This window comes from Thermodesulfovibrionales bacterium, from assembly GCA_035686305.1.
GTDB lineage: Bacteria > Nitrospirota > Thermodesulfovibrionia > Thermodesulfovibrionales > UBA9159 > DASRZP01.
In genome coordinates, this window is sequence record DASRZP010000109.1 from 1 (window position 1) to 24,733 (window position 24,733).

The following is a 24,733-nucleotide window of genomic DNA, read 5'->3' on the forward strand; positions in this document are numbered from 1 at the left end:
CGGCGACCTCCGCGACATACTCGCCGATACCCGGCTTCCTCATGACCTGCAGGAAAGATTCTATGAGGCACAGTGTATCGACCCCTCTTATGAGGATGTGAAGGCACTCTATGCAGCGCTCACTCCTGAACAAAAGAGGGCAATGAAATTCTCATTCCAAAAGAGAGGGTACGACGTCAACTACAAACCAATCGGGAATTACCGGTACGGGTATGGCTATTCAGGCCCTGAATTTTGTCCGCCCGATTCCGACTACTGAATGTCACCATGGCCGCTAGGGCGGATCTCAAGTGACCTCCCGCATTGAGCATACAGCAACAGTCGGCAAGCAACAAAGGTATCGCGATACAAGGCTTCTCACCATACCTGCCTTCCCGAACAAGATAGTTTTATGCAACTGGAAGGTAACGAGAGCATGCTGGTGCCTCATGATTGTATCCTATGGGTTAGCACTAGCAAGTGCCTCAGGAGTCTGGTAGACTTTTCCTAGAGCGTCGTATCGCATGCTTTTATGGAAATGAAGACTTGAGTGTTGTTCAGAAAGAGTCTTGTTGTGGTAGTTGCGCTGTCATTACTTTTTGGCGCGGGTTGCGCAACGCAAGGGCAGACAGAGGCTTTGACAGGCGCGGGAGCAGGTGCCCTCGTCGGCGGACTTGCGAACATGCACGGCTCATGGGGAGCAACGACTTTGACTGGGGCAGGAGTCGGCGCGGGCGTGTTGCATGGTGAAGCGCTTTTTGCTCACAACGGTACCGAAAAAAGGGAAGAAGGTCAGGTAGCGGGCAGGCATTTTTTCCGATACAATATTCGTAGCAGCGTGCATATGCTGCGGCAGTTTTGGTAGGCATGTATTGAAAAAAGGAGGAGAGGTATGAAGAAGGGTAGGGTTGTCAGCGCAATATTCAGTCTCTCGATCGTTCTGCTCGCGGTCGTCATAATGACGGGAAATGGTTCGGCGCAATCGCTGTCATCGTCCCTCGGGGTTGTGGCGTACCCTTCGAAGGGACAGTCTGCTCAGCAGCAGAGTAAAGACGAAGGCGAGTGCTTTGCCTGGGCAAAGCAGCAGACCGGTATCGACCCGATGGCGACGACAAGCGCCTCTACGAAGCAGGAGGGTCCGGCAGTGGGCGGTGGCGAGCGGGCACGGGGCGCTGCGCGGGGCGCAGCCGGGGGTGCGTTGATCGGCGCCGCCGCAGGCGATGCGGGAAAGGGCGCGGCAATTGGCGCCGTAGCGGGCACAATGGTCGGTGGTCGTCAGGCCAGGCAGAACAAGGCGACAAAGGAGCAGCAGGCTGAGCAGGCGAAAGCCGGTGCTCTTCAGCAGTTCAACAAGGCCTTCGGTGTGTGCATGGAGGGCCGGGGTTATGCGGTTAAATAAGGAGGGAAAAGAAATGAGGACAATCGCATGTCTGATTCTGTTCGGTTTTTGTGTGGCTGTTTCTCCCGTACGCGCCGAGGATGTCTTTGATGGCACGAAGCCGCTCCTTTGCGCGAGCATTGAAGCCCTTGATTGTGATCCTGGCGTGGAATGTGTAAGAGGTCTTGCCGAGGACATGGGTGCCCCGAAATTTGTACGCGTCGATTTTTCAAAAAAAGAGATCAGAGGCCCCGTGCAGACAGCGAAGATCCTTTCCATGGAGAAGGATGATCACCAGATCGTTCTTCAGGGATACGAGATAGGGATGGGGTGGACCTTTGCCATTGATCGTGCCACCGGTGATGCGAGAATATCCTTTGCGGGAGGAAATGAGACTTTCATTATTTTCGGAGCCTGTACATCCAATCCGTAGAACGGACCGGGGCAGAAAGAATCGTATTTTTGTAGGGACCTTGAGACGACCGGAGAATGATCTCAGGATGAGAGGAGGCCGACGTGATCTCTCTCGATGTCAACGACAAAAAGTATGAAGTGGAGGCGAGCCCGGATATGCCCTTGCTCTGGGTCATTCGGGAAAAACTCGGACTTACGGGGACCAAGTATGGGTGCGGTATAGCCCAGTGCGGCGCCTGTACCGTACATATCGACGGGAAGGCAGAGAGGTCCTGTCAGATCCCGTTGAAAGACGCGCAGGGAAAGAAGATCACCACGATAGAGGGGATCCCCGAAACGCATCCGGTCAAGAAAGCCTGGATCGATGACGATGTCCCGCAATGCGGCTATTGCCATCCGGGACAGATCATGTCCGCCGTGGCTTTGCTGAAAGAGAATCCCCTGCCGAGCGATGAAGACATCAACTCTGCCATGTCCGGAAATATCTGCCGCTGCGGCACCTATCAGCGTATTCGGCGCGCCATCCATCATGCCGCTCGTGTGCCGGCAGAAGGAGGGAAGCGATGAGCGATATCATAAACATAAGCCGCCGCGACTTTCTCAAGACCGGCGCCCTTGCGGGAGGAGGATTGATCCTCGGCTTTTCAATCACTCCCGGAAGATCTCTTCCCGAGGCCGCAGCCGAGACCGGGACCTTTGCGCCGAACGCATTTATCCGGATCGGTACAGATGACTCGATAACGATCATTGTGAACAAATCTGAAATGGGGCAGGGAGTATACACCTCGCTCCCGATGCTTGTTGCCGAGGAGCTCGAAGCCGACTGGTCAAAGATCCGCGTTGAACCCGCTCCCGTCGACCCTGCCTACAATCACACCCAATGGGGAGGCGCGCAGGGGACAGGGGGAAGCACGAGTGTGAGAAGTGAGTGGGACCGGCTCCGCAGGGCAGGGGCAACTGCGCGGATGATGCTCATCGCAGCGGCAGGTGATATCTGGAAGGTAAATCCTGAGAGCTGCCGGGCTGAGAAGAGTTTCGTGATCAGTCCGACAGGCAGCCGCCTCTCTTACGGGGCGTTGGCAGAGAAGGCCTCCACCCTTGAGCTGCCGAAGGATGTCCCTCTGAAGAAACCCGGGGAACTGAAGCTTCTTGGCAAGGCCATGAAACGCCTCGACACACCCGATAAGGTGAAGGGCAAGGCCCTCTTTGGTATCGACGTGAAGGTGCCCGGCATGCTTACCGCCGTCGTCCTCCGTCCTTCTGTTTTCGGTGGTAAGATAAAGAGCTTCAATGCCGATAAGGCGAAGGCTGTGCCCGGTGTCAAGACTGTTGCGCAGATCGATTCAGGGCTAGCAGTTATCGCTGGTGATTTCTGGTCAGCCCTTCGGGGCCGCGACGCCCTCGAAGTCGTTTGGGACGAAGGCCCTCTCGCCACCCTTGATACTCAAAAGCAGCGCGGGGAATACGCCGCTCTCGCAAAAAAGAGCGGGCTGGTGGCGAGGAAGGAGGGAGATGCTGAAAAGGCGCTCGAGCAGGCTGCCAAAAAGATCAGCGCCGAATATGAGGTCCCCTATCTCGCCCATGCGTGCATGGAGCCCCTGAACTGCCTCATCGACCTCCGCGCCGACAGCTGCGAGATCTGGACCGGCACCCAGTTGCAGACAGCCGACCAATATGCTGCAGCACGTATCTCCGGTCTCAAGGCCGAACAGATTAAGATCCATACAACTTACTTGGGCGGCGGCTTCGGCAGGAGGGCGAATCCGCAATCGGACTTTGTTTCAGAGGCGGTTCGCGTTGCAAAGGCAGCGAAGCAGCCGGTAAAGGTTGTATGGACGCGCGAGGATGACATGAAGGGCGGGTTCTACCGGCCGATGTGGCATGACAGGATATCTGCGGGACTCGATAAGGACGGCATTCCCGTCGCCTGGCGACACACGATTGTCGGGCAGTCGATCGTGGCGGGTACGGCCTTTGAGAAGATGCTCATGAAGAACGGCATCGATGAAACGTCCGTTGAAGGAGCAAGGGATATCCCCTACGCTATTCCGAACATCCTCGTCGATCTCCACAGCCCTGAAATCGGCGTGCCCGTCCAGTGGTGGCGCTCTGTCGGCCACTCTCACACCGCTTTTGTCGTTGAGAGCTTTCTTGATGAACTAGCGCATGCAGCGGGCAAGGACCCTTACGACTACCGTACCATGCTGATTAAAGATCACCCGCGATACCTGGGGGTTCTGAAGCTCGCTGCTGAAAAGGCGGCCTGGGGCGGGCCTTTGCCAACAGGACGGGGGAGGGGCATTGCGGTCCACGAGTCCTTCGGGAGTTTTGTTGCGCAGGTGGCTGAAGTGTCGCTGAATTCGGACGGATCGGTTCGGGTGCACAAAGTGACATGTGTCATAGATTGCGGAAAGATTGTGAATCCCGATACGATCGGTGCGCAGATGGAATCGGGGATCGTCTTCGGCCTCTCAGCGCTTCTCCACGGCAAGATAACCTTCAAGAATGGCCGCGTCGAGCAGGGTAATTTTGACGATTATCCGGTCCTGCGATTAAACGAGATGCCCACCGTTGATGTTGTTATTGCGCCGAGCAAGGAAGCCCCTGGCGGCGTTGGAGAACCGGGGGTTCCTCCAATCGCTCCTGCAGTTGCAAGTGCCATTTTTGCAGCGACAGGCAGGCGTATCCGGCGGCTTCCCATAAACCCTGAAGATTTGAAAAGGATCTGAATGCGGCGAGGAGAGACTATGAGTCATGAAGATGATGAGAAGGGATGCATGTGCGGCAAGGGGGTGACCCGCCGGCAGTTTCTTACTACCATGGGAGTGTCCGGTGTGGCGGTGGCGGCGGCCAGTCTGGGAGGAGAAAAAGAGGCAAGAGCGGCGGTCATAAGGTCAGGAGAGGCAACGAGGGTGAGTCTTACCATTAACGGGAAGATCCATCGCCTCCTTGTGGAGCCCCGTTGGTCGCTGCTTTATGTCCTCCGCGAAGAGCTTGGACTCACAGGGACCAAGGTTGGCTGCGAGCGGGGCGAGTGCGGCGCCTGTAGTGTCCTCATTGAGAATGCGCCCCGCTATGCCTGTATGACCCTCGCAGTCGAGGCAGAGGGAATGGAGATCACGACCATCGAGGGACTCATGGATGGTGAACAATTGGGGGCAGTGCAGCAGGCTTTTCTTGAGCATGACGCCCTGCAGTGCGGTTACTGCACTCCGGGGCAGATCATGGCCGTTGAAGGCCTGTTACGAAAAAACCGTGAGCCCTCCCTTGACGAGATACGACGGGGAGTGAGCGGGAATGTCTGCCGCTGCGGTGCCTATACCAATATCTTCAAGGCAGCAAAAAGGGCAGGTGAACTGAAGCGGAGAGGAGGTGCATGATGGCTGCTGATCGCGGCTTTTATTACCTCCGGGGCATTCCTGTGCCCGATACCCCTCCGCCGGACAAGGACCCTCAGCCCTGGGAAAAGACTGGGGTGATCGGCCAACCGCTCCCGAGAGTGGATGGCTATGATAGGGTGAGCGGTTTAGCCCTTTATCCTTCCGATATCATACTCCCGAATATGCTCTATGCTGCCTTACTCGGCTGCCCCCATCCCCATGCCCGCGTCGAGAAGATCGATACCTCGGCCGCGGAAAAGATGCCGGGTGTGCGTGCGGTCATTACCGGATCCTCTCCGGAAGCCGACTTGTCGTGGATCTATTCTGCTGATATGAAGACCAAGTTGTTTGATCCTCTCTGCAGATTTGAAGGAGAGGCGATAGCCGCCGTCGCAGCCGAGACAAACTATCAGGCATGGGATGGAGTCCGGGCAATAAAGGTTGCCTATACGTTGCTTCCTTTTTTGGCGGATGAGCTGAGGGCCCTCGGCCCAGGCTCGCCGGCTGTTCATACCGGAGGAAACAGGGTCAAGACGGAAAAGTATTCACGGGGAGACGTTGAAAGGGGTTTTGCAGAGGCTGACGTTGTTCTCGAAGAGACGTACCGGAGTGAGTGCGAATTGCACACGCCAGCAGAGCTGCACGGGTGTGTTGCGCGGTGGGACGGCGACAGGCTCACCATCTGGCAATCAACGCAGGGGGTCTATTCTATCCAGGCGCGTGTGGCTGAAATTTTGAGCCTGCCTCTTTCGAAGGTCCGGGTCATCGGCCATTATATGGGAGGAGGTTTCGGCAGTAAACTTCAGGCCGACAAATTCACCATCATCGCTGCACTCCTTGCAAAGAAGACCAGCCGTCCCGTGAAGCTCTTCCTTACCCGTGAGGAGACATTCCTCGCCGCAGGAAACCGGCCGCCCGCTTCGATGCGGCTCAAGGCCGGAGTGAAGCGGGACGGAACCCTTGTGGCCCTCGACTTCTCTTGCGTCGCCACAGGCGGCGCCTATCCTTCAGGCGGTGCAAGCCTCGTAGACTGGCTCGTGAGGGACCTCTATCTCTGTCCGAATGTCAGGACGGAAACAACCGATGTCTATATCAATGCCGGTCCTGCCAGGCCCTTCCGGGCGCCAGGTCATCCTCAGGGTTCATGGGCCCTTGAGCAGATGCTCGATTCCCTTGCCGAAAAGATAGGGATGGACCCTGTTGAACTGAGGCTGAAAAATATTCCTTCTTACAGCCAGGCCCGGCCGGGAAACCCCCCTTACACGACGACCGGTTTGGCCAGATGTCTTACGGAGGGAGCGACGGCCTTTGGCTGGAAAGAGGGGAGGAAGAAGACCGCGGAGACCAAAGACGGCGGATATCTTCGGAGAGGCGTTGGAATGGCGAGTGCCCTGTGGTTTGCCGGCGGCGGAAACCCTCCATCAACAGTAATCGTGAAGGTCTTCTCAGACGGAAGCGTCAGCCTGAACATGGGCGCGAGCGATATCGGCACCGGTACAAAGACAATTATGGCCATGGTCATTGCTGAAGAACTCGGAATAAGACCGGGAGTGATACAGATTGAGCATGCGGACACGGGAACGACTCAATATGCCACGCCGAGCGGAGGAAGCAAGACGGTACCGACGGAAGCCCCCGCCGTAAGGGCAGCCGCAGTCCACGTGAAGCAGCAGTTGCTTGCCCTCGCGGCAGAGCACCTTAAGACCGATGTTTCATCCCTTACCCTCAGCGGAGATTCGGTTGTCTCTCAGGAGGAACCGTCCCGTCAGATAAAGATCAGGGATATTTCCGGTCTCAAGAAACGGGGAGTCCTTGTGGGCGTCGGCTACCGCGGCCCCAATCCCGAGGGGAAAGTGGTCAATCCCTTTGCCGCCCAATTCTGCGAAGTGGAAGTCAATACAAGGACCGGTGAAGTCAAGATCCTGCGTTTTCTCGGCGCTCACGACAGCGGGCGGGTGATGAACCGGTTGACCTACGATTGTCAGGTCTTCGGCGGCATTACCATGGGAGTGGGCTTTGCCATGACCGAGGTCAGGATTCTTGATCGTGATCAGACCGGCAAGATGGTGAACAGGAATTGGCATGACTACAAGATACCGACGGCAATGGATGTACCTGCGGAGATGGCCTCCCTGCCGGTGGAGCCTTATGACAGAGAGGCCAACACGACCGGAGCCAAAGGGCTCGGAGAGCCGGTCACCATTCCTACTGCTGCTGCGATCGCCAATGCAGTCTATAACGCCGTCGGAGTCCGTATCACCGGGACCCCGATCAATCCCTTGCAGCTCTGCAGTGCCCTGGCAGCGCTCCGGAAGGAGGGATAACGAAATGATGCCCGAGTTCGCCTATGTGCGTGCAAGGTCTTTGAGAGAAGCCCTTTCCGAGCTTTCTTCCGATGGAGCAAGGGTCCATGCCGGCGGTACCGATCTCCTCGGCTGTCTCCGTGACGGTGTCTTCAGTGCGACGAAGGTTGTCAGCATGAGCGGCCTGAGCGAATTGAGAGGCATTGAGGAGACTGCTGGAGGGGTCCGCATTGGCGCCCTCGTCACGCTCTCCGAACTTGCCGATAATCCTCTTATCAAAGGGCGATATCCGGCGCTTTCCCAGGGTGCTTCAGAGGCAGCGAGCCCACAGCTTCGCAACCAGGGCACCGTGGCCGGAAATCTCTGCCAGAAACCGCGGTGCTGGTATTATCGAGGGGAATTCAACTGTCTCAGAAAGGGGGGTGACCGTTGTTTTGCCGTTGCTGGAGAAAACCATTATCATGCTATCCTCGGTGGAGAGAGATGTTACATCGTTCACCCCTCTGATACAGCACCCGCCCTTGTCGCCTACGGCGCGGTGGTTCACACGGCAGGGTCGAAAGGAAAACGAGAGATACCGGCAGAGAAGTTCTTTGTTCTGCCTGCGCATGACGTGACAAGAGAGACGGTGTTGGAGTCCGGTGAGATCGTAACGGAAATCGTTCTTTCTTCACCGACCCAGGGGGTCAGGAGTTCCTATCATAAGGTGAGGGCTCGGCAGTCTTGGGACTTCGCCCTTGCCGGTGTCGCCCTTGTGCTGCAGCTGAAGGGAGAGATTGTCGGCGATGCGAAGATTGTGCTGACCGGTGCGGCACCTGTCCCCTGGCGTTCGTTCGAGGCAGAGGAAGCCGTCACCGGAAAGGTTCTGAATGAGGATGTCGCCAGGAAGGCTGCCAGTGCAGCAGTAAGAAGGGCGCGACCGCTTGAGCACAACGGGTACAAGATTCCGCTTTTTAGGGGCCTCATTGAAGAGGCGTTGATAGCCCTCACTCGATCATAAGAATTATGTTAAGGACATGCTATGGATATCTATGAAGAACTCCTGAGGATCAGGAAGGAGGGCAGACCGTGCGCCCTTGCCACCATTGTGCAGTCAGACGGCTCATCTCCCCAGAAGGAAGGAGCAAAGATCCTCGTCAGGGAGGACGGATCGATCGTTGGGACCCTCGGCGGCGGATGTATCGAAGCCGAGGTGATTGATCTCTCCCTGCTGGCGATCAAAGACGGTTTGCCCCAGACCATCCCTTTTAACCTGACGGAGAAACAGGGCGGTCTCCTCTGCGGGGGGAAACTCCTTGTTTTCATTGAACCCATACTTCCCAAACAGCATGTCGTGATCCTCGGGGCGGGTCATGTAGGCAAGGCCCTTTCGACGGTCGCAAGCTTTTCCGGCTTCCGGGTTACTGTCGTCGATGATCGCGAGGAGTTCGCAAACAGCAGGAACCTCCCTCATGCCGATCATGTTGTCCTCTCTGGATTCGCGGATCCCTTTTTGGGATGTGTTGTCGACGGTGATTCCTATATCGTCATCGCTACGAGGGGTCATAATCATGACTTCGAAGCCCTCAGGGCAGCCCTGACAACGGAAGCTCGTTTTGTGGGTCTCGTCGGAAGCAAACGCAAGAAAGCCGTTCTCTCGAGGTATCTCAAGGAGGCGGGATTCTCTGACGATGATGTCGCGCGAGTCATCACACCCGTCGGACTTCCCATAGGCTCGGTGACTCCCGAAGAGATAGCAATAAGTATCATGGCGCAGATTATCGCGAAGAGGAGAGGAAATGTCTCAGCAGGTTTCAGCCGTTCTTCTTGCAGCGGGATCGTCGAAGAGGATGGGGAAGCTGAAGCAGCTTCTTCCTCTCGGTGACCGGCCAGCCGTTCTCCGCTGTCTCGAAAGCATCAGGGGTGCCGGAATTGATGATATTGTGCTGGTGGTTGGACATGACAGCCAGGAGATCATGGGGGTCATTGAAGAATTCCCTGCGAAGGTGGTTTGTAATGCGGAACCCGAGACCGGTATGTATGATTCAGTGCGGCTCGGTCTCGGCAAGGTGGACCCCTCTGCTTCGGGCGTCTTCATCTGTCTTGCAGACCAGCCTCTCGTGAAGGCAGATACCCTTCTGTCCATGCGGTTCTGTCATGAGGAAAAGCCGGATATGATAATCATACCTCTTTACCGCGGGATGACAGGACATCCTCCCCTCCTGCCGAAGAGAATCCTGATCGAGGTCGAGCTCTTCCCTACGTTGAGGGATCTGATCCAGAGGCATGCAGAGGAGGTTCTCGGCGTTGAGGTTGCAGACGAAGGGGTGGTCCTTGACATGGACACCTGGGAAGATTACGAGCGCATGCTCGAATGTTTTCGGCAAGAAATACACTGAGTTGACTCTTATGATGGTAAGGCAGCCATGGGTCGAAGCCTTCTCCATCCGATGGGATTCAGGCAATGAGACACTGCGAAAATATGCATTGGTGGCGACTTACTGAGTCCACTCAAGGCTGTTGACAAAGCGTTTCCGCATAGTATAGATGCAGGGAGCATACGAAAATTCTCATCGAAAGGGGGTTTTTGAGATGACCGAACACGAAATCATTATCATAGGCGGTGGAATAAGCGGGCTCTCTCTCGCCCATTACTGTTCAAAGAGAGGGCTGAGACCCCTCGTCATAGAAAAAGAGAACCGTATAGGAGGCACCTTTTATACGTATTCAAAGGACAGCTTCTGGTTTGAACTCGGCGCCCATACCTGTTACAACTCTTATGGAAACCTCGTTGACCTCCTTAACGAAACGGGCCTTCTTGGAAGGATCGTGAAACCGGGTAAAGCAGGATACCGACTCTTCTCGAATGGAGCAATAGAGACTCTCACCTCTCAACTCAACTTTCCAGAACTCCTCGTTTCTTTGCCGAGATTCTTCAGTGCGAAGCCTGAGGGCGAGACGGTAGAGTCGTATTATTCAAAGGTGGTTGGCAAGAGGAATTTTGAGCGTGTCGTCGGTCCGTTATTCAGTGCCGTCATCTGTCAGCGGGCAAACGATTTCCCCGCCGACATGCTTTTCAAGAAACGGGTGCGCCGCAGAGAGGTGATCAAGAAGTTCACCCTTCCCGGAGGGATTCAGACCATCACCGATGCCATCGCTGCTGAACCTGGGATTGTGACGGTACGAGGTAAGGAAGTGAAGGAGATCTCGTACAGTTCTGGCGTCTTCACAGTGTTGGCAGTCGATGGCAGCAACTTCGAGAGCAGGAAGCTTGCCCTTGCCACTCCGTCGGGAACGGCTGCGGCAGTGCTGAGCAAATCCTTCCCCAATCTTTCAAAGATACTTGCGGCAATCGGCGCTGAGAAGGTCGAGACGCTGGGCGTCATCGTAAGGAAGGATGCGGTGAAACTCCCTGCGATCGCGGCCCTCGCTGCCTCTCAAGGAAACTTCTATTCCTTTGTATCACGGGACACCTTTCCCGACGCGGTTTTCAGGGGCTTTGCCTTTCACTTCAGGGCAGGCGCAGTCAGTTATGAGGCGAAGCTCGACAGCATACGATCTGTGCTCGGAACAGGGGACTTCGAGCACATCGTAACAGCCGAGCATGTTATCCCTTCGTTACGTCTGGGGCACAAGGAGGTTATCAGGGAGATAGATGGTCTTATCGCCGGGATTCCCCTCCTTCTGACGGGTAACTATTTCACGGGACTGGCGATCGAGGATTGTCTGTCCCGCTCTCGCCAGGAGTTCAATCGATTGGGGCCATAGCGCCGTCAACACTACTATGAGTATTACGAGGAGATGAGATGGGAAGATCTGTTTTGCTGTTGTTCGTTCTTGCGGTCCTTTGCTCCGGGTGCAGCAGGTATCAGATTCGAGAACAGTTCGATAAGAGTCTTGATGCTTATAATCAGTCGTTACGCTGGCAGCGGTGGGATAGCGCAAGCCCTTTTATCTCGGATTCAATCAGAAAGGAGTTTGAATCGAGGGTTGCGGCGACAAAGGATATACGCGTGGTCGATTGCCAAATTATCGGGATGATCTATCAGGAGGAGACCCATGAGGCCCTTGCGGAAGTCAGGATCGACTACTACAACGTCTATTCAAATATGATGAGAACCATACTCGACAGACAGAGGTGGGTGTATCGTGAAGAGCAGGGAAGAAAGAGTTGGAGGCTCATGAGCCCGCTGCCGGAATTCAGGTAATTAACATCATCGTGGCAGGAGCAGACGTGAGTGGGACAAGTAATCGGAAAGGGAAGACATCGGGAAGCTTGGAAAGTCTGAAGTCCGGCATCTGTGAAACTCAGAGCTACTTCCAGTCGCTCTTTAGCATGCCGGACGCCGACCTCTATGGCTGGAGCCCACCGCATGCGTACCCCTCAGGCGTAGAACTGTTCCGCCAGAATGAGCCTGCGACCCAGATCTATTTCATCGAGAGCGGAATAGTCAAACTGAGTCATATAAGACCGAGCGGCAAAGAGATGATCGTAGGCCTCCGCCGCAGGGACTGGTTGTTGGGGGTGACGCAGGCGTGTGTTGACGAGCCGTACTCGGCCACCGCCACAACACTCACGCGGTGTATTATGAGGTACATATCTACAAAGGAATTCATGGATCGAGTGACGAACGACATAGCTCTGTCGGTTGCACTCAACCGCATGCTCAGCCGTGAGATTCGTGGGAGTATCGAGAGGATTACGACTCTTGGAAGTATGTCCGCTGCGGAACGACTGAAACACTTTTTGCGTGAGTTGGTTGCGGAAGAGGACATGGATAAGCTCCGGAACGAGGGTAGGCTCGATCTGCCGCTCAGGAACGATGAACTTGCAGAGATAGTGGCGGTTACGCCACAACACCTGCACCGCATCCTGAAAGACCCTGAACTGACAGGGCATATAAAACAGAGTAGGAAGATTCTTACAATACTTGATCCCTTCGCTTTCATGAATGGGGAAGACTCCGAAGGAAGGCTTGTAACTTAGTGGTTTCCCGAGAGAATTTGACTCTTTACAAGGATCCCCTGGGTGAAGGCGAAATGAACGCAGGATGTGCGGTCGCCTGTGAGGCGGAAATGAGCAGGGGCCCGGCGGGGCGGGGGACAGTGCAGCTGCATGGACTTTCATCACATATGTTCAAATGAAATTAACAAATGTGAATGACAATCTCCGGATTATGAGATATCCTAACATCATGGAATGGAAATCATGGAAGATGAACCGGAGAGAGAAAGAAGGTGACGTTTATGAAAGGAACAGGGATACTGTTTACGATAATGGTGACAGCTGTAGTTGCGGTGTTGCTGCCGTTTGCGTCGCGTCCAGTGTATGCTTTTGATGCTGATAGCCAGATCGAGGCCTTGATTCCTGCTGAGTCAATAGCTGCAGAAGTCGGAACGGGAGCAGGCGAAAGCGTTCCGATGGTGGCGCAGCCTTTGGTGCTGGGAACTGACACCGGCCATATTGAGGCCTTGATTTCTGCTGAGTCAATACCCGCGGAAGTCGGAACGGGAGCAGGCGAAAGCGTTCCGATGGTCGTGAGGCCTCTTAAGCTGGGAACTGACACCAGACACATTGAGGCGTTGCTTCCGGCTGAATCAACACCTGAACAACAATAAGGAGATAAAAAAAGCAGTTTATCTTCAAGTAAAGAGAACAGCAGTTCTCGAAGACGCCTCCGGAGTGAGCGAAGCTCATTTTACCGGTTTATCCTCCATTTTCCCATTCTTGCCTTTTGGTATGATTTCCGCAAGGACGCGAAAAAACTCGGGTGGCGAGAGTTTGTAGTTCAAATTCCATCCCCGGGCTTCATCGTTCTGTTTGGCTTTTCTGTAATGCTTCACATCTGCGTATCGCTTTTTGACCGGAGGGTTGTGGTAGAATAAAGATACGGTTACGACAAAACACCGGGTTGGAGCATGAGCCTCGACGTTATTTTTTACATATGGAGAGAGCTGCCCATTCGATTGGACAGCGCGCTCCGTAATCCTTGTTGAAGATGTTTTTAGAAAATACCTTGAGACGCGCACTGCTCACCGTGATCATCCTTGGGGCGGTTTCGGTATCGGCCTTTGGAATGGTGACGGAAGACATCATGATCCCGACGCAAGGGAAGGGATTGTTCGGAGTTACGGAATGCCGCCTGGCCACTTACGTCCACAAGCCGGATGATTTCGATCCGCAACAAAAGTACCCCGTAGTAATCATCAGCCACGGAACTGCGACTGATTCTTATACGAGGTGTCACACGAGATTCGATTATCCCCATGCCAGCGAGTATTTTCTTCAGCATGGGTTTGTTGTTGTCGTGCCCATGAGGAGAGGATACGGGGGTTCCGACGGGATAACCATTGCCGACAGTATCGGGTCATGCAGCGATCCCCATTATTCTTTGTCTGCCCTTGAAGCTTCCAGGGACGTAGCCGCGGTCATCAGCTATGTCAAGAGCCTTACCTATGTGGATACCCAGAGGATCCTTCTCGTAGGGTTCTCCTCAGGGGGGTTCACATCTCTTGCAGTTGCGAGTCTCAATATAGAGGGCGTGATTGGGGTAATCAACATTGCCGGTGGACAAGGAGGAGCGAGTCGGACCGAGTCTCCAGGACACGCCTGTGGTGAAAGGAAACTCATAGAAGTCATGGGTAGTTTTGGAAAGGCCAAGGTCCCCACCCTATGGATTTATTCCGAGAATGACCCTTTTTTCCGGCCGGCTCTCGCAAAGGCGATGTTTGAAGACTTCTTGAAGAACGGGGGTAAGGGCAGGCTCGTGATAGCTCCTCCCTTCGGGCATGCTTTGCTCAGTCAGAAGGAGGGAAGAGAGATATGGGCTCCGTACAGCGATGAGTTTCTCCGTGGACTGAATGGTGGGAATGGTGGGAATCGTGCTCAAGCCCCTTTGGATGCTGCGCCGGCTATGGCGGTCAGATAGGACTCTTCCGATTCACTCACTGAATTAAGGAATACGCTGGGCTCGGAGTTGCACGAGCTATCTTTTCATAACTTGCCCCGGCGAATGCTTTAGGCTTCCCCTTTCCTCTAAGGGGCCTGCTCACCACATCCAGCACATCAGGCCTTTGAACACGTTGTGTTCCCTCGAACTCCGAGCCCAGGGTAACGATGTCCTCACCGGCACTTTTTGTCAGGCTCATACCGGTTTCTGTCAATCACCCCCATAGTGCGTCGGGAAGATTTCCCTCCAGCTCGACTCATACCCTATCGCTGTTTCTTCCTCGCGGCAGTATCGTTCGGCGGGTGTCCGGGACGGGCAACCCCTTACAAGTCTTGACAGAAGTGACATTCTTAGATGCAGGGGCATGCTGAAATACCGTGAGGAATCGATCAGGGCAGAGACCAGAAACTGTCTGTTGGTTTTATCCATGTTTAAGCCTCCTGCGGAAGGAGATGCATATTGTGTGCTCATTCTTCTCCTCGTCGGTCACCTCCGTAACGGAGACGAGCAAAATCACGACACCCTTTTTCATTGACGGTATTCATCCCAGTTGTGTGTCCTTAACCACCCCGCAGCCCACTCATTCTTTTATGCCGTATCTCTTAAAGTTTTTCATGGAAGGTCATGATGAGATGGGGAGAACGCAGTAGACAGGCAGATAAGTTTAAGGTTGTGTTTATCCATGATATACTTGAGAGGTATCCTTGAGAGGGAGGTGAAAAGATGCGTCACTCCTTTACCGTGGAACTCAATGAAGAGTTGTCGACGGTTCTGAAGAAGGTCGAAGCTTACATAACGGGCAATGGCGGAAGATTCGAGGGCGACACGGAATCGGGCTTCTTCGATGGAAAGTCAGTACTGGGGCATATCAAGGGCGAGTACCGTTCTTTAGCCGAAAGGCAGATAACGATCACAATTATCCATCGGCCATTTCTTGTGCCTTACAGCAAGATTGAATCGGCAATAAGAAAATACTTCAGTTAGGGCCTTCGCGGACTAGCAGCCGAGACTTCGAAATAACATCCTGTCTTTTCCCGATTATCCGTCATAGCGAGCGAGTAGCTCAATGGTTCCTCTATCCTCCCAACAGTCTCACCAGGAACAGTGCCATGATCGTTCCCATCGCGACCGCTAAGATATAAACATACAATCGACGGATCTCCCTTCTAAGGCGCCTCCTTACTCCTCTTAACGGAGCACTCATTCATCTTAAGGACGAGAACCTTCATCGTAGTTTAGGCGGGCACCTTGCAGCCTTTCCACGGCGAGAAGGCACTCCACGCTCTTCAAGAAAAGACCGCTCAGACTCCCCCTAAACAAACGCCGTCCACCCCTCCCTATGCAGCTGTGGCTTTATCGGGACAGACCTATCTTTGCTTTCATCATAGCAAGAGGAAATTCTCTGTCAAGCGGCAGATGGAGAACAGTATTATTGGTGTGAATCTGAAAGGAGAGCCTATCTTATGTCCGGAAAGTCGTCTTTCTGCACAGTGCGTTTTGGGGTTTATCAGCCGAGCCTCTCCTCGCGAGAAATCTCTATTTCAACTACACGGTGTTTATCCCTCAACCGCTTCATTGCCTCCTGAGCACACTATAGGCAATCCACCAGAATAAGGGAAGGCATTGCTTCACGGCGTAATGTCATCGGGCAGTCAGTCTATATTTTCTTGTATAATGGTTCAAATATCCGCACAAGGAGTGACCATTGCGTGACCGTACCATGATAATCAAGATTACCGTAATCGTAATGGCCCTGCTGTTATTTGTCCTTCTCGCCTCTTGTAGCTCCGGCAAGAAGATGTACAAGGAGACCCACGTTTCCCTTTATACAGTCGTCACTGTGACGGTATATGCTGACTCTCAACAGAAGGCAACAGCTGCCATTGACAATGCATTCAACGAACTGGATAGGCTCGGAAAGCTGCTGAATTTCTATTCGGATGACAGTGAGGTAGCAAAGATTAACCACAGTGCTGGTATCCGACCGGTAAAGGTTTCAGAGGACACCATTCGGGTAATAAAGAAGGCACTCTATATTTCAAGAGTCACTGATGGGGCTTTTGATATCACCATTGGACCTATAGTCAAATTATGGGATTTTGAGAAGCACATTCTTCCTGATGAAAAAGATATCAAGGCAAGGTTGCATCTCATCAATTATAGAGACGTTGTGATCGATGAAAAGAACTCCACGGTGTTCCTTAAGAAGAAGGGAATGGCGGTCGATTTAGGAGGAATCGCAAAGGGCTATGCTGCCGATAGGGCAGTTGAGATATTGAAGCAAAATAGAATAACCGAGGGCATTATCGCCGTTGGCGGTGAGGTCAAACCCTTTGGGAAGAAGCCCGGTGGAGGAGCGTGGCGAGTCGGAATCAAGAACCCTGACCGAAGGGACGAGGAAAATGATGTCTTCGCTATCGTAAATCTTGACGATAAAGCAATATCAACATCGGGTGGCTATGAGAAGTTCTTTGTGAAAGAAGGAAAAACGTATCATCACATCCTTGACCCTAAAACAGGGTATCCCGTGTATGGCTGCAAAAGCGTAAGCATAATAGCAAAGGATGCCCCTGATGGTTTCCCTACAGGGATATTCGTCCTCGGACCACAAAAAGGGATTGCAGTTGTAAAGAGACTCGGCATTGATGCAGTGATTATGGATAAAGACGGGAATATTATCGTGACAGATGGGATAAGGGACAAGGTTGAATTGATTACCAAGAACAATTAATGCGACACGGTTGAAGGGTTCACGAAGACAGATCAAGAGGGAGGCGGGAAAGCCTCCCTGGTCCACATAGGCCCTTGCGAAGTATGGTATAAAGAATGCATGGGACTGAAAAGCGGAGTCACGCGGTTCTGCGACACGTATAGCATTTGGTGTGGTGCCCTAAACATCAGAGGGGCATATTTGGTCAGGAGGAGGACGCCGAAACTTACGGGCATTCTAACATGCTGCGTGGTAGAATCGGCAAGGAGACGTGACAATGAAGAAATGTCCCTTTTGTGCTGAAGAGATTCAGGACGAGGCTATAAAATGCAAGCACTGCGGTGAGTTTATCGATGCCTCCTCGCGCATACATCGCAGAGAAGACAACGTCAAATGGTATTTCCGAAGATCTATTATTATTATCGCGGTCTGCAGTGTGGGACCTCTGGCGTTGCCGCTCATCTGGCTGCGGCCCAATACGACGCGCCGTTGGAAGATCGCGCTCACAATCATAATCCTCGCGCTAAGCTGGATATTGTTTCGATTAACCGTGGCCTCTTTTCGAACACTAACGGAGTATTACAGGGTGCTTAACGCAATATAGCAAAGAAAGAGACAGGGGGGAACGAGGTTCGTTCCTGAACTGGACACTACGGGGCTCCGATATAATTGTACATAGTACCGACAGGTATTGTTGAGGATGGAGGGAGAAGATGCAGTTTTGTGGGGCTCATGTTCATCGTCAGGAGACATTCGAGAATAGGCACTGGGCGGTAGTGCCACTGAAAAAGAGAGACTGACATGGAAAGACTCTCGAGACACCAGGCTGTGAAGCTCCTTGAGGCGACTGGCCAAATATCGGGATACGATCTTTCAGGGTTGGATCTGAGCAGTCTGGACCTGATCGGGGCGGACTTCAGGGGCTCAGAGTTGAAGGGCGCGAACCTGAGCAAGTCCAATATGAGCGGCGCAGTATTCGACGACATCGATCTGACCGGCTGCGACATGAGCAGCTCCAATTTTACTGCAGCCCGCTTCAGAAAGGCCAAACTCGAAGGCTGCGATCTCACCTTTTCGACTTTTACCGGCGCCGACTTCTCTGGTGCCGACTTGAAGAAAGCTGATTTTACGAATTCGAAGCTCTCCGGAGCGATTTTCCACGGAGCCGACCTCTCGGAAGCGAATCTTCAGATGACCGATGCCGGGATCGTCCGTCTCGCGGGGGCGAGGCTTTTTCGCGTGAACTTCCGCGGCGCCAACATGATCGGTGCGGACCTCGCCGGTGCCGACCTCAGGGGCGCCATGCTCCACGGAGTGGATTTGAGCCTCTCAGATCTCCGTTCGGCAGATCTTAGGGAGGCAAGGCTCATAGAGGCGTCATTCATCGGGGCAGACCTCAGAGGCGCCGACTTGAGGGGCGCGCTCGTCAGAGGCGCCGACCTGACAAGGGCAAAACAGGACGACCCAAAGAAGAGCCATCGGGCCTGAGTGGAGAAGACGAACAACGCCTCTTTATCGGGTTCAGACGCAACCTTCCTTCCTCAAGGACTGATCAGGTTTGATGTGCTGAAACAATCTCTTTCTGGTCGTACACCTCATAATACGGATATCGTGGCTGACGTCATATTCTCCCGATAATAGGCGTGGCCGCTCTCGCCTCGTGGAAGAACGACATGCCCGGGCCGATTGACAATGCGACATTGTTGCATTAACATAAAGACATGGATGAGGGGAGACAGATACTGGATAAATTAAGAGGCGACGGACATCGCATCACAAAAGCCCGCTCTGCTATAGTCGATATCCTCTTGCATATCAAGAAGCCATTAACCGCTCGGGCTATTTTCACATTACTCAACAGCCGGGGTCTCACATCCAATCGAGCGACGGTCTATCGAGAACTGGGCTTTCTGTTGGCAAACGACATCGTCTGCCAGGTGAGATTTGCCGGTAAAGCCATTCATTACGAGATTAATTCCGGACATCACCATCACCTTGTCTGCTTGAAATGCGATACCGTGAAGGATGTGGTCCTCGGGAAGCATCTGGAGCATCAGGAGCGGCAAATTTATGAAAAGGAAAAATTCAAAGTTGTTTCTCATTCTTTGGAATTTTACGGCCTGTGCAACAATTGCAGGGAGAACAGACACTATGAATAATGGATCTATACTGTCCGTGAGGAATCTGCATTACGGCTACGGGTCGGTAGAGGTGCTTGCCGATGTGACATTCGATGTGGAAAAGGGCGACTATATCGGCCTTGCCGGACCAAATGGGGCAGGGAAGACAACGCTCGTTAAAGCCGTGCTCGGACTGTTGGAAAAGTTCAGAGGCACCATAAAACTTTTCGGTCAGGATCTGAAGTCCTTTGACAGATGGGGCCGCATTGGCTATCTCTCTCAGAGAGTGACGGCTTTCAACCCTCTTTTCCCCGCCTCGGTCAAGGAAGTCGTAGGCTTGGGGTTGTTATCGAAGAAGAAATTCCCGAAGAGATTTGGACGAACTGATGATGTAAGAATCAGGCAATCTCTCGACCTCATGGGCATCTCCGATCTCGAAGATAGGCCGGTCAGCGATCTTTCCGGCGGTCAGCAACAGCGGGTCTTTCTGGCTAGGGCACTGGTCTCTGATCCCGAGATTCTTATCCTCGATGAACCCGGCACCGCCCTGGACCCGCAATCGCGGGTGGGGTTCTTCGAGTTCATAAAGCAATTGAACCAGAACAAGGGAATCACTATTTTGCTCATTACGCATGACACTGCCCAGATCGGTCAATATGCAAATAAGCTCCTCTATCTGGACAAGAAGGTCGTCTTCTATGGAAGCTTTGCCGACTTCTGCAGGTCTGATGAGATGCACCTGTATTTCGGCCATTTCTCTCAGCATCTGATCTGCCATCAACACGACTGACATGACGATCTTCGTTGACTATCTTCATTATGCCTTTATCCAGAGAGCGTATCTCGCTGGATCGTTTATCGCCGCCCTTTGCGCCATGCTCGGACTCTTTCTCGTTCTGAGAAAACTGTCGTTGATAGGCGACGGTCTTTCCCATGTGAGTTTCGGCGCCATTGCCCTCGGACTTTTTTTGGGTCTCTATCCCTTTTACATGGCGATTCCGTCAGTACTGATCGCATCGTATTTCATCTTGAAGCTGACTGAGAAGGCCAAGGTGTACGGCGACGCCGCTATCGGCATCGTTTCAGCTCTCAGCATAGCAGGCGGCGTGATCCTTGCCAGCCTTTCGCGAGGGTTCAATGTCGACCTGTTCAGCTATCTCTTTGGCAATATTCTTGCTATCAGTGATCAGGAAGTATTCCTGTCGATCGGTCTGTCCCTTATCGTTCTGGTGATCATCCTGGTGCTCTACAACGACTTATTGTCTGCCACCTTTGATGAGGAATACGCCAGAGTCACCGGCATCAAGACCGGGCGCGCACATCTCATACTCATTTCCTTGACCGCTGTCACGGTCGTGCTCGCGGTTAAAGTGGTCGGTATTATGCTGGTCTCCGCCCTTTTGATACTGCCTGCAGTCACCGCTTTGCAGATTGCCCGGAGGTTCAGTGCTGCGATATCGATCGCTGTTTTGTCTGGAGTTGTCTCTGTGCTTACCGGGATCACCGTATCCTTCTTTCTCGACTTGCCCGCGGGTGCAACCATTATTATGGTCAATGGAATATTTTTTACAGGAGCTCTGGTTTTCAAGAAGTTTCTTTACGGGGGGGCGTAATGAAAACGAAGTCATCTGTGAAGATCGTTGCTTCCCTTATGTGTACAATCCTTTTCTGGGCGTCGCTCAGTTCCTGCAAACCGTCAGGCAAATCAGCTACCCCACCCGCCAAGGGAGGCAACAGAATCAAAGTCGTCACCACTCTCTTTCCCCTGTATGATATGGCGAAACACATCGGGGCAGACAAGGCTGAAGTGTCCCTGCTCCTGCCGCCGGGCGTGGAGCCCCATTCGTTTGAGCCCAAGCCGGGCGATATACTCAAAATAAATGAAGCGGCTATCTTTGTCTATACCGGAAAGTTCATGGAGCCTTGGGCCGTTGGAATCATAAAGGGTGTTGCAAACAAGAATCTCGTGGTGGTAGATGCCAGCGAAGGCGCAAAGATGATCGCAGGCGTCTTTCATGACAAAGATGAGCCTGTCGGATTGCCCGACCCCCACATATGGCTGGACTTTGACAATGGCAGGATCATGGCAAGAAATATCGCAAGGGCCTTTCAGACAGGGGATAGCGCACACAGTGACTTTTATGAGAAGAATGCCGATGAGTACGACCGAAAGCTCACCGAGTTAGACACTTCTTACAGAAACACTCTCCTTACCTGCAAAAAGAAGGAGATCATCTACGCCGGTCACTATGCCTTCGGCTATCTGGCCAATCGCTACGGTCTGAAATATACTGCGGCTCAGGGCGTATCGCCTGATGCCGAGCCCACGGCTAAAGATCTGGTAAAGCTCATAAACCAGATCAAGAAGAACAATATCCGGTACGTCTTCTATGAAGAATTGACCAGCCCGAAGATCGCCGAAACGCTCGCTGACGAGACCGGCGCCAAGATGCTGCTTCTTAACGCTGCCCATAATCTGACCAAGGACCAGCTCGAACAAGGAGTATCTTTTTTCGATGTTCTCAGCCGTGATCTGGACAACCTGAAGATCGGCCTCGAATGCAAATGAATAAGCGCCTGAGGAGGAGAAAAGCGATCTCAAAGCGGGATTGCTTCGTCGAAGACTTCTCGCAATGACAGTTCGCTTGGGCCGTCATGTATAACAGCCTTGGAAATTTCAGAGGGCATGATGAAGTTGAGAAAGAAAAGTAAGCTCCTCATTGCCGTTCTTATGATGACCTCCCTTTGCGGTGCTTTAACGGTTGAAGGCGCCCTGCATGGCTCTGCGAACGGCGCATGCACTGCTACTCTTTCTCCGGACTTGAATCTACACCTCCCGGCTGTGATTTTTAATGGTCAGGATTACTGGGTTGATCTGACATATGTGCGCGGCGCCGCGAACTTCCTGTTGTCTCAGGCCGGAGGCGTGACCGATGCCGGGCAATTCAGCGATTGTTTCCCTGCAGACCTGTCGCTTGAGCTTAAACTGCACGTTCCGGAAATCCTCTTTAATGGCCTTTCTTACTTTGCTGATTTTCAATACATCTCTGATTCGGTTTTTGCGCTCACCAACGCAGGAGAGAATGCCCTCTATGATCTCCTGCCGGGTGCGACCTTCCAGGAGGGCTGTACCGGTCCGTGTCTATGCCCGGTTATGCTCGCTGCAGACATGAGCGGCACGTTCCGGCTGGTCAGGTTGAGTCCGGACGGATCGTTCAGCAGATACCTGATGTGCGAGATCTCTTGGGCAGCAAGAAATTCTTTTGCAGGAGTAACCAGCCTGATCACGGGACAGGGAATATATCGGTTTCAAAGCGAGCCTGCCGATGGTATGCAGCAACTCACGCTGGACCTGAGCATTGACGGCAACGCGCCGCAGCATTTTGACAGCGGTCTGGTCCCCGCAACATCTCAGTTCCCTGCGATTTCATTGTCTCTTGATGAGGGCTCGAAGTGCTTCAACATCTGGCTCGTCATCAACGCTGCTCCCAGGTAGGAGGGAAAAGGTTAGTCAGATTCTGAGCTTTCTCCCCCGCGAGGCCCTTCAGCGGAGATACCCTTTGTCTGCATAATATGGGAAGTGTCCGTATATTTCCCTGCAAAGTTGCATTTTTAACATGCTTATCAGAGTCATCCTGAAAACAATAAAGTTGCTAGGAACTGCCAGAACTAACCCCTAACCACCTTTTCACTTTGTCTACATTCCCATCGCTCATTGCCTCACCAATCGTCAAGAGACTATGTATCTGTGATTTCTTCAAGACTTGAATCATGTCCTCAATCTCCCTTACAGTGTATCCCCTAAGATGAAGAACATACAAATAATAAACAAAAGGTAATTTGAGAAACTTTGACGCACGTGCTCTCGGAATAATCCTTCCTTTCTTATACTCCAACAATTCCAGAACGTGCAAAAAAGGAAGCCATTCAGACGCTGTTTTGGATAACTCCTTGTCAGCGGGGTTTTCAAGGAACTTCTTCTTCAGAACATTTAGTGCCTCAACCGTCCGCTCGAAATCCTTCATCTGTCCCTCAAACGTTATGGAGCTCAAAACGGCATCTATTTCTCTCTTTGACTGAATTAAATCGTTTTCAAAGTCCAACCTTCGTTTCCTCCTTCAGGCTATCTCCTCTCGCGCCCACTTGGCACGTCCTACTGACGAAATACTACCATAATCAACCCACATTGAAAGAAACAATATTGACATCAGACGATAACAGCGTTCAGTTTCTTTGCTCCTCCTAATAAAAGGCAAAAGGAAAGTTAGGCAAATGTGGCAAAAGAATGAGCCGCGTGCAAGCACTTAGCGGACCTACCCCCATCCGTTGTGCCAATCATAATTAGAGTATCCCAACTGCCTTTGTCTCTTCAAGCCTCATAAACTCAGCGGGCGTCAGGTCGCCTAAGGCGCTGTGAGGCCGCTCATTGTTATAGTCGATCCGATAGTCCTCTGAGATGCCCCGCGCATGTCCTATGCTCATGAACCAGTGCAGATTCAGGCATTCATCCCTGAACTTGCCGTTGAAACTCTCCATGTAGGCGTTATCGACCGGCTTCCCCGGACGGATAAAGTGGAGCTTTACCCCTCGCTCATACGCCCATGCATCCAAAGCGTTGCTAATGAACTCAGGACCATTGTCCACGACGATCCTCTCCGGGAGTCCCCGTACAGACGCTATCTGGCTTAAGACTGTGCAAACCCGCTGTCCGCCGATTGAGGTGTCCACCTCGATCCTGAAGCATTCCCTTGTATAGGTGTCGATAATCGGCAGAAACCTCAGTTTCCTTCCGTTGTACAGGACATCATGGAGAAAATCCATTGCCCAAAGTTCGTTTGCTTTCCCTGCCTTTGCGATCTCGATCCTTCCCTGGGAGGCCAGTTTCTTCCTCCGGCGAACCCTTAAGGATAACTTCTCTTCCCGATAGATGCGTTCCGTCCTCTTATGGTTCCTTACCAATCCCTCCCTCTTTAGGAGCACGTGCAGCCTTCGACATCCGAACCTCCGTCGCTGTTCAGCTATCTCCTTCATCCGTTTCCTGAGTCTCTCGTCTCTATCAGGCCTCTCCTCATGTCGTACGGTATTTCTGTGCACTCCGATGAGTCGGCTTGCCCGTCTTTGGCTCAGCCCAAAGCACTCGATAATGTGCTGCACTGCTGCTCTATGTGCCTTGGGCCTTAGAAGTTTTTTGAGATGACTTCCTTCAGCGCCTGATTATCGAGGGTAAGGTCGGCAACCAGGTGCTTCAGCCGCCGGTTTTCATCCTCCAGGTGTTTAAGCCTCTTTACATCGCTTGCGGTCATCCCGGAGTACTTCGCCTTCCAGTTGTAGTACGTAGCATCGCTAATCCCGTACTTCCGACACAGCTCAGTGACGGTTATGCCCGCTTCCCCCTCCTTCAGAATGCTTACAATCTGTTCCTCTGTATACCGCGTCTTCTTCATCCCTGCCTCCTTGTTCGAGTGTCCTATTATGTCAACACTCTACTTACAAGTGGCACATTTTTCGGGGGACAGGTCC

28 protein-coding genes are annotated in these 24,733 nt (G+C 52.8%); 25 read left to right on the forward strand and 3 right to left on the reverse strand.

From position 1 onward, the window contains the following. The 16 genes from VFG09_12590 to VFG09_12665 form a co-directional block, all read left to right on the forward strand. The coding region (locus VFG09_12590) for a hypothetical protein (GenBank protein ID HET6515993.1) at nt 1-259 on the forward strand (259 nt) is incomplete at its 5' end. 270 nt (nt 260-529) lie between these two features. Then, entirely contained in the window at nt 530-844 is a 315-nt protein-coding gene (locus VFG09_12595; protein ID HET6515994.1) for a hypothetical protein, read from the forward strand. A 27-nt stretch (nt 845-871) separates the two neighbouring features. Next, nucleotides 872-1,378, forward strand: coding sequence for a glycine zipper domain-containing protein (locus VFG09_12600; GenBank protein HET6515995.1), 507 nt, complete (start codon nt 872-874; stop codon nt 1,376-1,378). Between the two features lie 13 nt (nt 1,379-1,391). Beyond that, nucleotides 1,392-1,790: a hypothetical protein gene (locus VFG09_12605; protein HET6515996.1), complete on the forward strand. Its 399-nt coding sequence runs from the start codon at nt 1,392-1,394 to the stop codon at nt 1,788-1,790. An 83-nt stretch (nt 1,791-1,873) separates the two neighbouring features. Next, nucleotides 1,874-2,338: a (2Fe-2S)-binding protein gene (locus VFG09_12610; protein ID HET6515997.1), complete on the forward strand. Its 465-nt coding sequence runs from the start codon at nt 1,874-1,876 to the stop codon at nt 2,336-2,338. Next, nucleotides 2,335-4,500, forward strand: a complete 2,166-nt coding sequence (locus tag VFG09_12615) for a xanthine dehydrogenase family protein molybdopterin-binding subunit (GenBank protein ID HET6515998.1) — start codon at nt 2,335-2,337, stop codon at nt 4,498-4,500. The genes VFG09_12610 and VFG09_12615 overlap by 4 nt, the downstream gene beginning before the upstream one ends. 18 nt (nt 4,501-4,518) lie before the next feature. Beyond that, nucleotides 4,519-5,151, forward strand: a complete 633-nt coding sequence (locus VFG09_12620; GenBank protein HET6515999.1) for a (2Fe-2S)-binding protein — start codon at nt 4,519-4,521, stop codon at nt 5,149-5,151. Continuing rightward, nucleotides 5,148-7,475, forward strand: coding sequence for a xanthine dehydrogenase family protein molybdopterin-binding subunit (locus VFG09_12625; protein ID HET6516000.1), 2,328 nt, complete (start codon nt 5,148-5,150; stop codon nt 7,473-7,475). Before VFG09_12620 ends, VFG09_12625 begins: the two co-directional genes overlap by 4 nt. Before the next feature lie 4 nt (nt 7,476-7,479). Then, entirely contained in the window at nt 7,480-8,454 is a 975-nt protein-coding gene (locus VFG09_12630; GenBank protein ID HET6516001.1) for a xanthine dehydrogenase family protein subunit M, read from the forward strand. Between the two features lie 21 nt (nt 8,455-8,475). Continuing rightward, nucleotides 8,476-9,318 carry an XdhC/CoxI family protein gene (locus VFG09_12635; GenBank protein ID HET6516002.1) on the forward strand — a complete coding sequence of 281 codons (843 nt, stop codon included), beginning with the start codon at nt 8,476-8,478 and terminating at the stop codon, nt 9,316-9,318. Further along, nucleotides 9,284-9,832: a nucleotidyltransferase family protein gene (locus VFG09_12640; protein HET6516003.1), complete on the forward strand. Its 549-nt coding sequence runs from the start codon at nt 9,284-9,286 to the stop codon at nt 9,830-9,832. Before VFG09_12635 ends, VFG09_12640 begins: the two co-directional genes overlap by 35 nt. A gap of 193 nt (nt 9,833-10,025) precedes the next feature. After that, on the forward strand, nt 10,026-11,201 hold the full coding sequence (locus VFG09_12645) for an FAD-dependent oxidoreductase (protein HET6516004.1): 1,176 nt from the start codon (nt 10,026-10,028) through the stop codon (nt 11,199-11,201). 38 nt (nt 11,202-11,239) lie between these two features. Further along, nucleotides 11,240-11,641 (forward strand): hypothetical protein, encoded by a 402-nt coding sequence (locus VFG09_12650; protein ID HET6516005.1) that lies wholly within the window; start codon nt 11,240-11,242, stop codon nt 11,639-11,641. After that, nucleotides 11,605-12,420 (forward strand): Crp/Fnr family transcriptional regulator, encoded by an 816-nt coding sequence (locus VFG09_12655; GenBank protein HET6516006.1) that lies wholly within the window; start codon nt 11,605-11,607, stop codon nt 12,418-12,420. The genes VFG09_12650 and VFG09_12655 overlap by 37 nt, the downstream gene beginning before the upstream one ends. Nucleotides 12,421-12,680: 260 nt before the next feature. After that, entirely contained in the window at nt 12,681-13,052 is a 372-nt protein-coding gene (locus VFG09_12660) for a hypothetical protein (GenBank protein ID HET6516007.1), read from the forward strand. Nucleotides 13,053-13,450: 398 nt separating this feature from the next. After that, the gene (locus VFG09_12665) at nt 13,451-14,362 is read left to right on the forward strand and encodes an alpha/beta fold hydrolase (GenBank protein HET6516008.1); all 912 of its coding nucleotides are present in this window, start codon (nt 13,451-13,453) and stop codon (nt 14,360-14,362) included. Nucleotides 14,363-14,593: 231 nt separating this feature from the next. On the opposite strand, the gene VFG09_12670 is transcribed toward VFG09_12665, so the two are convergent. Beyond that, nucleotides 14,594-14,812: a hypothetical protein gene (locus VFG09_12670; GenBank protein ID HET6516009.1), complete on the reverse strand. Its 219-nt coding sequence runs from the start codon at nt 14,810-14,812 to the stop codon at nt 14,594-14,596. A 294-nt stretch (nt 14,813-15,106) separates the two neighbouring features. Here VFG09_12670 and VFG09_12675 point away from each other — a divergent pair, with 294 nt between their 5' ends. From VFG09_12675 to VFG09_12715, 9 genes are all read left to right on the forward strand, one after another. Then, entirely contained in the window at nt 15,107-15,367 is a 261-nt protein-coding gene (locus VFG09_12675; protein ID HET6516010.1) for a hypothetical protein, read from the forward strand. A gap of 736 nt (nt 15,368-16,103) precedes the next feature. Further along, entirely contained in the window at nt 16,104-17,114 is a 1,011-nt protein-coding gene (locus VFG09_12680) for an FAD:protein FMN transferase (GenBank protein ID HET6516011.1), read from the forward strand. Between the two features lie 256 nt (nt 17,115-17,370). Further along, nucleotides 17,371-17,697, forward strand: a complete 327-nt coding sequence (locus tag VFG09_12685; protein ID HET6516012.1) for a hypothetical protein — start codon at nt 17,371-17,373, stop codon at nt 17,695-17,697. A gap of 197 nt (nt 17,698-17,894) precedes the next feature. Beyond that, the gene (locus VFG09_12690) at nt 17,895-18,581 is read left to right on the forward strand and encodes a pentapeptide repeat-containing protein (protein ID HET6516013.1); all 687 of its coding nucleotides are present in this window, start codon (nt 17,895-17,897) and stop codon (nt 18,579-18,581) included. A 233-nt stretch (nt 18,582-18,814) separates the two neighbouring features. Next, nucleotides 18,815-19,252, forward strand: a complete 438-nt coding sequence (locus VFG09_12695) for a transcriptional repressor (protein ID HET6516014.1) — start codon at nt 18,815-18,817, stop codon at nt 19,250-19,252. Further along, on the forward strand, nt 19,245-20,003 hold the full coding sequence (locus VFG09_12700) for a metal ABC transporter ATP-binding protein (protein ID HET6516015.1): 759 nt from the start codon (nt 19,245-19,247) through the stop codon (nt 20,001-20,003). The genes VFG09_12695 and VFG09_12700 overlap by 8 nt, the downstream gene beginning before the upstream one ends. 1 nt (nt 20,004) lies before the next feature. Then, the gene (locus VFG09_12705) at nt 20,005-20,826 is read left to right on the forward strand and encodes a metal ABC transporter permease (GenBank protein ID HET6516016.1); all 822 of its coding nucleotides are present in this window, start codon (nt 20,005-20,007) and stop codon (nt 20,824-20,826) included. Next, complete coding sequence (locus VFG09_12710) at nt 20,826-21,782, forward strand: zinc ABC transporter substrate-binding protein (protein ID HET6516017.1); 957 nt, start codon at nt 20,826-20,828, stop codon at nt 21,780-21,782. The genes VFG09_12705 and VFG09_12710 overlap by 1 nt, the downstream gene beginning before the upstream one ends. A gap of 117 nt (nt 21,783-21,899) precedes the next feature. Beyond that, nucleotides 21,900-22,709, forward strand: a complete 810-nt coding sequence (locus tag VFG09_12715; protein HET6516018.1) for a hypothetical protein — start codon at nt 21,900-21,902, stop codon at nt 22,707-22,709. Between the two features lie 157 nt (nt 22,710-22,866). Here VFG09_12715 and VFG09_12720 read toward each other — a convergent pair whose 3' ends face one another. Both VFG09_12720 and VFG09_12725 read right to left on the reverse strand, forming a co-directional pair. Next, complete coding sequence (locus VFG09_12720) at nt 22,867-23,316, reverse strand: hypothetical protein (GenBank protein HET6516019.1); 450 nt, start codon at nt 23,314-23,316, stop codon at nt 22,867-22,869. Nucleotides 23,317-23,554: 238 nt separating this feature from the next. Next, a protein-coding gene (locus VFG09_12725; protein ID HET6516020.1) for an IS3 family transposase occupies nt 23,555-24,657 on the reverse strand; the annotation gives its coding sequence in 2 pieces (ribosomal slippage) (nt 23,555-24,405 and nt 24,405-24,657; 1,104 coding nt in all). Nucleotides 24,658-24,733: the final 76 nt, after the last annotated feature.

What these genes read in the sequence shown, in the direction of transcription:
- VFG09_12600 (HET6515995.1), top strand. Translation starts at nt 872, where the DNA reads ATGAAGAAGGGTAGGGTTGTCAGCGCAATATTCAGTCTCTCGATCGTT.
- VFG09_12605 (HET6515996.1), top strand. Translation starts at nt 1,392, where the DNA reads ATGAGGACAATCGCATGTCTGATTCTGTTCGGTTTTTGTGTGGCTGTT.
- VFG09_12615 (HET6515998.1), top strand. Translation starts at nt 2,335, where the DNA reads ATGAGCGATATCATAAACATAAGCCGCCGCGACTTTCTCAAGACCGGC.
- VFG09_12620 (HET6515999.1), top strand. Translation starts at nt 4,519, where the DNA reads ATGAGTCATGAAGATGATGAGAAGGGATGCATGTGCGGCAAGGGGGTG.
- VFG09_12625 (HET6516000.1), top strand. Translation starts at nt 5,148, where the DNA reads ATGATGGCTGCTGATCGCGGCTTTTATTACCTCCGGGGCATTCCTGTG.
- VFG09_12630 (HET6516001.1), top strand. Translation starts at nt 7,480, where the DNA reads ATGATGCCCGAGTTCGCCTATGTGCGTGCAAGGTCTTTGAGAGAAGCC.
- VFG09_12635 (HET6516002.1), top strand. Translation starts at nt 8,476, where the DNA reads ATGGATATCTATGAAGAACTCCTGAGGATCAGGAAGGAGGGCAGACCG.
- VFG09_12640 (HET6516003.1), top strand. Translation starts at nt 9,284, where the DNA reads ATGGGGAAGCTGAAGCAGCTTCTTCCTCTCGGTGACCGGCCAGCCGTT.
- VFG09_12645 (HET6516004.1), top strand. Translation starts at nt 10,026, where the DNA reads ATGACCGAACACGAAATCATTATCATAGGCGGTGGAATAAGCGGGCTC.
- VFG09_12650 (HET6516005.1), top strand. Translation starts at nt 11,240, where the DNA reads ATGGGAAGATCTGTTTTGCTGTTGTTCGTTCTTGCGGTCCTTTGCTCC.
- VFG09_12660 (HET6516007.1), top strand. Translation starts at nt 12,681, where the DNA reads ATGAAAGGAACAGGGATACTGTTTACGATAATGGTGACAGCTGTAGTT.
- VFG09_12670 (HET6516009.1), bottom strand. Translation starts at nt 14,812, where the DNA reads ATGGATAAAACCAACAGACAGTTTCTGGTCTCTGCCCTGATCGATTCC.
- VFG09_12675 (HET6516010.1), top strand. Translation starts at nt 15,107, where the DNA reads ATGCGTCACTCCTTTACCGTGGAACTCAATGAAGAGTTGTCGACGGTT.
- VFG09_12680 (HET6516011.1), top strand. Translation starts at nt 16,104, where the DNA reads ATGATAATCAAGATTACCGTAATCGTAATGGCCCTGCTGTTATTTGTC.
- VFG09_12685 (HET6516012.1), top strand. Translation starts at nt 17,371, where the DNA reads ATGAAGAAATGTCCCTTTTGTGCTGAAGAGATTCAGGACGAGGCTATA.
- VFG09_12690 (HET6516013.1), top strand. Translation starts at nt 17,895, where the DNA reads ATGGAAAGACTCTCGAGACACCAGGCTGTGAAGCTCCTTGAGGCGACT.
- VFG09_12695 (HET6516014.1), top strand. Translation starts at nt 18,815, where the DNA reads ATGGATGAGGGGAGACAGATACTGGATAAATTAAGAGGCGACGGACAT.
- VFG09_12700 (HET6516015.1), top strand. Translation starts at nt 19,245, where the DNA reads ATGAATAATGGATCTATACTGTCCGTGAGGAATCTGCATTACGGCTAC.
- VFG09_12705 (HET6516016.1), top strand. Translation starts at nt 20,005, where the DNA reads ATGACGATCTTCGTTGACTATCTTCATTATGCCTTTATCCAGAGAGCG.
- VFG09_12710 (HET6516017.1), top strand. Translation starts at nt 20,826, where the DNA reads ATGAAAACGAAGTCATCTGTGAAGATCGTTGCTTCCCTTATGTGTACA.
- VFG09_12715 (HET6516018.1), top strand. Translation starts at nt 21,900, where the DNA reads ATGATGAAGTTGAGAAAGAAAAGTAAGCTCCTCATTGCCGTTCTTATG.